The organism is Desulfobacula sp., assembly GCF_030611305.1.
Classification (GTDB): domain Bacteria; phylum Desulfobacterota; class Desulfobacteria; order Desulfobacterales; family Desulfobacteraceae; genus Desulfobacula.
Map to the genome: position 1 here is coordinate 1 of NZ_JAUWQB010000125.1, position 7,592 is coordinate 7,592.

8 protein-coding genes are annotated in these 7,592 nt (G+C 42.6%); 6 read left to right on the plus strand and 2 right to left on the minus strand.

Annotated elements, in window-relative coordinates; all coding sequences use genetic code 11:
* Positions 1 to 22 precede the first annotated feature (22 nt).
* Entirely contained in the window at positions 23 to 331 is a 309-nt protein-coding gene (locus QAI40_RS16160) for a trimethylamine methyltransferase family protein (RefSeq protein WP_299983750.1), read from the minus strand.
* A 172-nt stretch (positions 332 to 503) separates the two neighbouring features.
* Here QAI40_RS16160 and QAI40_RS16165 point away from each other — a divergent pair, with 172 nt between their 5' ends.
* From QAI40_RS16165 to QAI40_RS16190, 6 genes are all read left to right on the plus strand, one after another.
* Positions 504 to 1,184 carry a GntR family transcriptional regulator gene (locus tag QAI40_RS16165; protein WP_299983752.1) on the plus strand — a complete coding sequence of 227 codons (681 nt, stop codon included), beginning with the start codon at positions 504 to 506 and terminating at the stop codon, positions 1,182 to 1,184.
* Between the two features lie 127 nt (positions 1,185 to 1,311).
* Positions 1,312 to 2,772 (plus strand): trimethylamine methyltransferase family protein, encoded by a 1,461-nt coding sequence (locus QAI40_RS16170; protein ID WP_299983754.1) that lies wholly within the window; start codon positions 1,312 to 1,314, stop codon positions 2,770 to 2,772.
* A 60-nt stretch (positions 2,773 to 2,832) separates the two neighbouring features.
* Positions 2,833 to 4,161: an MmgE/PrpD family protein gene (locus tag QAI40_RS16175; protein ID WP_299983756.1), complete on the plus strand. Its 1,329-nt coding sequence runs from the start codon at positions 2,833 to 2,835 to the stop codon at positions 4,159 to 4,161.
* 19 nt (positions 4,162 to 4,180) lie between these two features.
* Positions 4,181 to 5,098, plus strand: a complete 918-nt coding sequence (locus QAI40_RS16180; RefSeq protein ID WP_299983758.1) for a carbon-nitrogen hydrolase family protein — start codon at positions 4,181 to 4,183, stop codon at positions 5,096 to 5,098.
* Positions 5,085 to 6,059: a 4Fe-4S binding protein gene (locus QAI40_RS16185; protein ID WP_299983760.1), complete on the plus strand. Its 975-nt coding sequence runs from the start codon at positions 5,085 to 5,087 to the stop codon at positions 6,057 to 6,059. The genes QAI40_RS16180 and QAI40_RS16185 overlap by 14 nt, the downstream gene beginning before the upstream one ends.
* A 253-nt stretch (positions 6,060 to 6,312) precedes the next feature.
* Entirely contained in the window at positions 6,313 to 6,639 is a 327-nt protein-coding gene (locus QAI40_RS16190; RefSeq protein ID WP_299983762.1) for a hypothetical protein, read from the plus strand.
* A 13-nt stretch (positions 6,640 to 6,652) separates the two neighbouring features.
* Here QAI40_RS16190 and QAI40_RS16195 read toward each other — a convergent pair whose 3' ends face one another.
* Positions 6,653 to 7,270, minus strand: a complete 618-nt coding sequence (locus tag QAI40_RS16195; protein WP_299983763.1) for a J domain-containing protein — start codon at positions 7,268 to 7,270, stop codon at positions 6,653 to 6,655.
* Positions 7,271 to 7,592 lie beyond the last annotated feature (322 nt).

Consider the following 7,592-nt stretch of genomic DNA (forward strand, 5'->3'; position numbering starts at 1 on the left):
CCCCTCAGGGGGCCAAGGCATACTAATCCCCTTCCAGGGGTAAACCCAAAGCCTGGCCCTCAGGGCCAGGATATTTACCCCTGTCATATAATGTTATCCGTTCAGGGGCAGTGGACAGCGCTCTTGTCACCATGTATTCCGGTATCCGAACCCGTATTCCCTCCATGGTGGCACCGCCTTTAGCGAGTATGTTTCTGGCCTTTTCATCATGAACATCAACACCGGTCCTTTCAAGAATTTCCAGAGTTGCCATGTGAATTTTCTTGCATTCCTGCTCACCCATCCGAGCATAATGAGCGCTGTTCATACTAAAATCATGTGTTGATATCATGATATCTCCATGTTGATATATCAATTGATTGAGAGAAAATAGTTATTTATATAATTTAAGTTTTCAAAAGTCAATTCTATAACCTGCAATGATTAAATTATTGATAATATAAATTTTTATGTTATATATAGACAAACTTACTGACCGGGACATGAACAACAGGAGGAAATGAATGCCTAAAAAAATAGGCGATGCAACCAAGCATGTCATATATAAAAAAATCAGGGCCGATATCATTACGGGTCGGAAACAATCAGGCGAAAGACTGTCTATTGATATTTTAAAAAAGGAATTCGGGACCAGCGTCACTCCAGTCAGGGATGCATTGCAGATGCTCAGCCAGGAAGATCTTGTGACCATTAAACCCAGATCCGGTTATTATATTGCCCTGGTCAGCTTAAAAGAACTCAATGATATGCTTGAGCTTCGGCAAATTCTCGAACTTGCTGCCGTGGAAAGAGCAGCAGAAAAAATTACGGATGAACAGATTGCCTCTCTTAAAAAAGTTCACGCAGGCTTCACAGACGATGCGGATGAAACCTATTCGCGATACACTGAAGAAAACAAAAATTTTCATTATCTGGTTGCCAACGCCTCGGGCAATCATGAACTGGCCCGGCAGATAGGGCATATACATGACCGTCTGGCCCGATTCATGATCATTGTTCGTTCCGGTAGGCACATGAGTGATATTCATGGCCACCTGATAGACCGGTTAAAAGCCCATGACCCTACAGGGGCAAAGAAGACACTACAGAAAGAGCTTGATGAAGCCAGAACAGCCATCATGGACAAAATCATGCGGGAAGAAGCCGGTTCCTGGCATCTGGGAACCGGAAACAGGTCTTCCTGACACACATCCAAACCCATGCCATTTAAACAATTGCCCAAAACAAAATTCAGGTATGGCACGATGTTTTGAGTTTACTTGAAAAATGGATTCGAAATTTAAAAAAAAACAACTTAGTAAGGAGCTTACCATGAATTTAATGGGCTTACAGGGCGGCCAATATTGCCCTTTGTCACCGGAACAAATAGAAATAATTCATGAAGCGTCGCTGAAGATTCTTGAAAAAACAGGGATGACATATGAACAGGGTCTGGAAGATACTATTCAAATGCTTGAAGATAACGGCGCTGCCATTGACAGGGATAGAAATAATATCACATTTCCAAGAGATATGATTATTGAACAGGTTGCAAACGCACCTGAAAGAATTGTCCTTTGCGGCCAGGATCCCAAAAATGATCTTCATCTGGCCGAAAATCGAGTTCACATGGGGACTGGTGGTGCTGCCATCAAAATTCTGGACCTGGAAACAGGCAGGGTCAGGCCCACAACCCTCAAGGATCTCTATGATGTATCACGGCTTGTGGATCAGCTGGACAATATCCATTTTCTGGTAAAACCCTGCATTGCAACAGACATTGCCATAGAGGACTATAATATCAATTGGTTTTATGCCTGCCTTTCTGCATCTTCAAAACATGTCATGTCTGGTGTGAATGATGAAAAAGGGCTGCACGATGTTATTGAAATGGCATCCATGATTGCCGGCGGCCTTGAAAAACTACAGGAAAGGCCCTTTATTTCAACGGTTGCCTGTTTTGCCATCAGCCCGTTAAAACTCTGCACCCAGTCCACTCTTATCATGCAGGAAGCAAACCGGTTTCGTATTCCAATTGCCCTTTCAAGTGCACCCATGGCAGGCTCCACTTCTCCTTTGACCATGGCAGGCACCCTGGCCCAGCTCCATGCTGAGCAGCTTGCCGGCATCACCATCTGTCAGCTGACCCAGGCGGGGGCCCCCGTGCTTTACGGTGGCATCCCGGGCATGGCAAATCTCAACAACATGGGATACCTGGGAGGTGCTGTGGAATGTGGAATGATGAATGCAGCCATCCACCAACTATCAAATCACATAAAAGTACCCAATTATAATTCAGCAGGACTTTCCGATTCCAAGGTTCCGGATGCCCAGGCAGGATACGAAAAAGCATTTACCGCACTGCTTGCATCCATGGGTGGCTCCAATTATATCCATCACAGTGCCGGCATGCTTGAATCCATGCTCACCATTGCCTATGAGCAGTTTGTCATTGATGATGAGATTATCGGAAACTGCTGCAGGGTTCTCAAGGGGATTGACTGCGATGCAGACCACCTTGCCCTGGAAGTTATTGATTCTGTTGGTCCCGGTGGCAATTTTATGACCTCTCCCCATACCATGGCCCACTTGAGAACGGAATACTATAACGGCAATGGCGTAACCGATAGAAAAAGCCGTGACAAATGGGAGCAGGAAGCCAGTCTTGATACCAGACAAAGGGCACTTGCCATAGCTAAAAAATTACTTGAAACGCCTCAACCATCTTATATCCCGGAAGAGATTGACAAGGCCATAAGAGAAAAATTCAACATATTGCTGGCGAAAAAATAGAGGTTGAGGATATGTTCATTCCCGCTATGATCCAATTCTGACAGGGAGAAAAAAAATTTCATGAAAAATAACGAAACCACATTAAATTTTATCATGGAAGCAGATTGGACTGAATTGCCCGCAGATATACAACATCAGGCAAAGCGATGTCTGCTGGATACTTTGGGTGCCTTGATTGCAGGGCACAATACGCCTGTTGCAGATCTGATGAATTCCCTTGTTAAAGAACAATTCAAAGGTGACGATGCCACCATACTTGTCAAAGGGAGTAAAGTCTCGGCTTCAGGCGCTGCTCTTGTCAACGGGTTTGCCAATAACGCCCTGGACATTGATGACGGCTACAGAAAGGTAAAAGGTCATCCCGGTGCCTGCATCCTTCCCGTAATTTTGGCTGTAGGAGAAATGGCACCTCGCGTTACCGGCGAAAAATTTTTAACCGCCCTGGTTGTTGGTTATGAAGTGGCCATCCGGGCAGGACTGATCCGGCACGCAACCTGTGAGACATACCATTCTTCGGGAAGCTGGGGTGCTGTTGGAGGGGCTGCTGCTGCAGGAAAACTTTTCGGGCTGACCCGGGAAAAGCTTTGTCACGCCCTAGGTGCTGCTGAATATCACGCCCCCATTGCCCCCATGATGAAATGCATTGAAATCCCAGGCATGGGAAAAGACAGTATCGGGTGGGGATGTATGGTGGCTGTGATGTCAGCCATTATGGCTGATAAAGGATTTACCGGTATACACCCGATTTTTGATGATTCTCCTGAAGAGGAATGGATTAACTCTTTAGGCAAGGTTTTTGAAATCATGAACCTGTATTTCAAACCCTATTCAGCCTGTCGGTGGGCCCAGCCGGGAGTGGACGGTGCCTTGAAAATCATGGCTGAAAACAGGCTTGACCCTGAAGACATCAAACAGATCAAAGTGTTTACATTTAAAGAGTCAGCCGCCTTAAGTACCCATTATCCTCAAAACACCGAAGAAGCACAGTATAATATTGCTTTCCCCATTTCTGCCGCCCTGATGGACGGAGAAGTCGGCCCGGCCCAGGTGCTTGCTCCAAGACTTTTTGATAAAGATATCCATAGGATGATGGATAAAATCCAGATCCTTGCCCAGGACAGGTTCCAGAAAGAATTCCCGGCCAGGGCTGAGTCGGAAGTTGAAATCGCGACCACAGCCGGGACTGTCTTCTCTTCAGGCGTGATATCGGCAAGGTGGGATCCCCACAGTACATTGCCGACGGACCTGGAGTTGGAAAATAAGTTTTTATGGCTGTCATCTCCTGTGATAGGGGAAACCAAAGCAAAATCTCTGGTAACCCTGATCTGGAATTTTGACCGGGAAAAAACACTGGATAAATTGATTGATTTATCCGGTGCTCATAAATGACACAGATGATGAGGATTTTATGTTAATTGAAAAATTTTTCTCAGAAAACCCAGAAAATATTTCAGTGGGTATAGCCAATATCAATCCAAAAACCAAAAATTTAGAAAAAAATAAAAAAAGAATAATCAAAGTACTAGACCTGTTCTCTGAAAAAAAGGCAAATCTTGTGATCTTCCCTGAATATTGCCTCTCAGGATATTTCTGGGAAAATGAAAAAGAATGCAGATCATTTATGGAGAAAAATTGCCTGGATAATTTGGCAGCCTGGCTTGACGAAATTGTCAGGTCATATGTGAACAAAACCTTACAGTATATTGTATTTAACGGCTTGATAAAAAACAGTGACGACACAAAGAAATTTTTTAACACCAGCATTGTTCTGGACCGCACCGGCAACTATTTTGATCAAGACAGAACCTATAAAAAGACTTTTCTGCCCGGGCTTGAGGAAAAATATATCTCGTCAGGTATAAATGATACATTGGTGCTTAAGACAGCATGGGGGAAATTTGGATTCTTGACCTGTTGGGATATCAGTTTCCCCCAGTTTACCCGGGAGCTTGTCAAAATGGAGAAATTGGATGGGCTCATTGTCAATGCCGCCTGGAGGAAACAGGGAAAAAGAGAATACAAGAGACTTAACATAAAAGAGGAGTCCTACTATAAATTCCTCTGGGACTTGATGCTGCCGGCGCTGGCCTTTCAAAACCAGGTATGGGTCATGGCAGCAAATGCTGTCGGACCACACAGCCTTGATGGACTTGATTATTGCGGCAGCTCAGGCATATGGGCTCCCTCGGGTATCAATATGTTAAAAGGATCGGATACGAAAGAAGAACTTTTAATTCTTCATAATATTGATATGGTTCATGAGGTTGAAGCAGAACGAAATGATGATGAATTAAATCATTTAAAGGAAAAACATGAATCCACCTGATTTTTTAGCCCCCTGGCTGGACCGTTTCTATGAACCCCTGGAAATTGATCTTTTACAGATACTGGCAGGCAAACCATGTGGAAAACAATATTTAATAAAGCTTTTGAAAAAAAACAAAGCCCTGAAAGATGATAATAATTTTGACCTGTTTTTGGAAAGAGCCTGGCAAAGGGGCGTTGTCAAACTTCTTGATGACCAGCGGATCGCACCGGAAGATTTCCATATCAGATATAATTTTTGGGCGTTATTTGAAGGATGGAAGGATCTGCCTGTTGAAATAAAGAACAAGTTAAATCATTGGGAATTAAAGCATTACATTGCATCCCATACCCAAAAAGCAGAAGACCTGAAAACGGGAAAACAAAGAGATCCTTATAAAATATATCCGGAATACCTTTTACTGAACGAAGTTAAGGCGCTTTTCAAAAAAATCTCTAAGTTTTATTTATGGCCCTGCAATTGCCGGGCAATGATTGGAAACTGCGAGAAACCTGAATTCACCTGTATCAGATTTTCAAATGACAAGGGAATCGGATGGGAGATTTCAAGGGAAAAAGCCCTGGATATTGTAAAAGAGGCCAATAAAAATGGACTGATGCAAAGTGCTGAACTTGGGCTGGATAAACATGGCATGATTACAGGTGCTTTATGCAATTGCTGCAGTGACTGCTGCTTTCCCCATCAGCTCTCCCAACAGCTCAATGTTCAAAAATATTGGCCCATGAGCCGTTACCTGGCACAGCCTCCGACCCAAGACTGCATCAAATGCGGAAAATGTGTCCGACGATGCCCTTTTGGTATCATATCCCAGGAAAAAAACACCAAAGAAAAAAAACTTCTGGTTCCTGTAATTGATGCTGAACAATGCAGGGGATGCGGTGTGTGCGCCACAGGATGTCCTCAGGATGCTATTAAAATGGAACAGATAAAGGAATCCATGTTTGAAAAGGAGTTCCGGTAAGTAGTTAACTCGACTTTCCGGGGAGTGAATTTATCTTCATTGGGCCTCCAATTGGGGCACCTGACTATTATCCAGGCCGAAATATGCAATTGCTTTCCCCATTATCAGGCTGATAATGAAATTTATAATCTTCTCCGATAAATGGCCGAATACAACCCGATGCAATTGCCTCGCGAAAACTATTCAAAAAAAATTTTCTTGATTGTTTGTTCCAAAGATATTTTGTACACTGATTTTTATGGTGAATGGAAATTTGCGTGAGAAGATTATAGGATTTGCTGAGAGTGGAAAAGGAAGAAGGCTGCTTAATACTTTGAATAAGAGAGATATTATTTTGACTTCTTTTGAGTTAGATGAGGTTTTGAGGGCTTATTGTGAAATTGGTTTGCCTAAGGAAGTTGAAATTTTGAAGAAAAGAAGAGGGATTTTGAGCGATAATCAGTATAATGCTTTGGCTGAAGAGGTTAGGGGTAATTGTTGTTCTGAGAGGTATGATGATTTTGCGGTTTCTTTGAGGACTTTGTTGAGTAGTGGCATGAGGATGAATCCTACTAAGACGGATGTTGAAGACTTGGTTTGAGGTTTTTAAAGGTCTATCGTTTTGTATATTCGTTTGTTTTCTCAGCTGGATTATCTTTAATGAACTTCAATCTGTGGTTTTCTTCTGTTGATTCAGACAATAATAGATCTTTTCCCAGAACTAGGCCATCCTGCTCTATCATGTCTACACCGCTTGCAGTGATTTCTAACTCGCCACTTTCACTTCGTTTAATATGACCTTTTTCTTTTAAATACCAGAAGTGAAACTTGATTAAATTTTCCGGCCAGCCTAACATTTTTTCAAGACGCCACAAACCAATACCAGGGTCGGATGGATTCTCCCTGCATTTAATATATAAAATAGAAAGTAGACACCGGCGACTATGTATATCTTCATCATATTTGTTGGGCGAAGATACTTCAGAAATAGCTTGCCACTGATGGATTTTTTTTTCTTCATATGTGACATCATATGTAGCGCGTTTTTCTGGAGTAGATAGCACTTGATGGGCTTCGTTAATAGTCTCGAATTTAACGATATTTCCTGTTTCTTTGTTATCTGGGTGATACCGTTTTGCCAGTAATCGATAAACGCGCCCAATGGTTTCCAAATCAGCATTGGGGCTTATTTGAAGGTCCTCATAATAATCGTCAAAGGCAATGCTATTCATTCCACGACTCCTCAAGTATGGTCTTGCGATAGTCATATTAAAATTTTAATATGACTAAACATTTAGAAAAAAAGATCGCTTTCTCACATAACAATCAATCTCAAATTGGCTTGTGTGTCAAGCACAAATGACACCAGGGATATTTTTTTTATAAAAAAACACTTGACAGTTTAAAAAATAAAATTTAGTCTAATGTGAAAACCCTGGCCCTCAGGGCCAGGTCAGAGTGCAGAGGCTTTGCCATCTGTACGACTCATGTTACTCTATGATCGAGTTGTCCCCACAACTTAATGATCAAGGAGTAACGAATGAGTCGATTTTT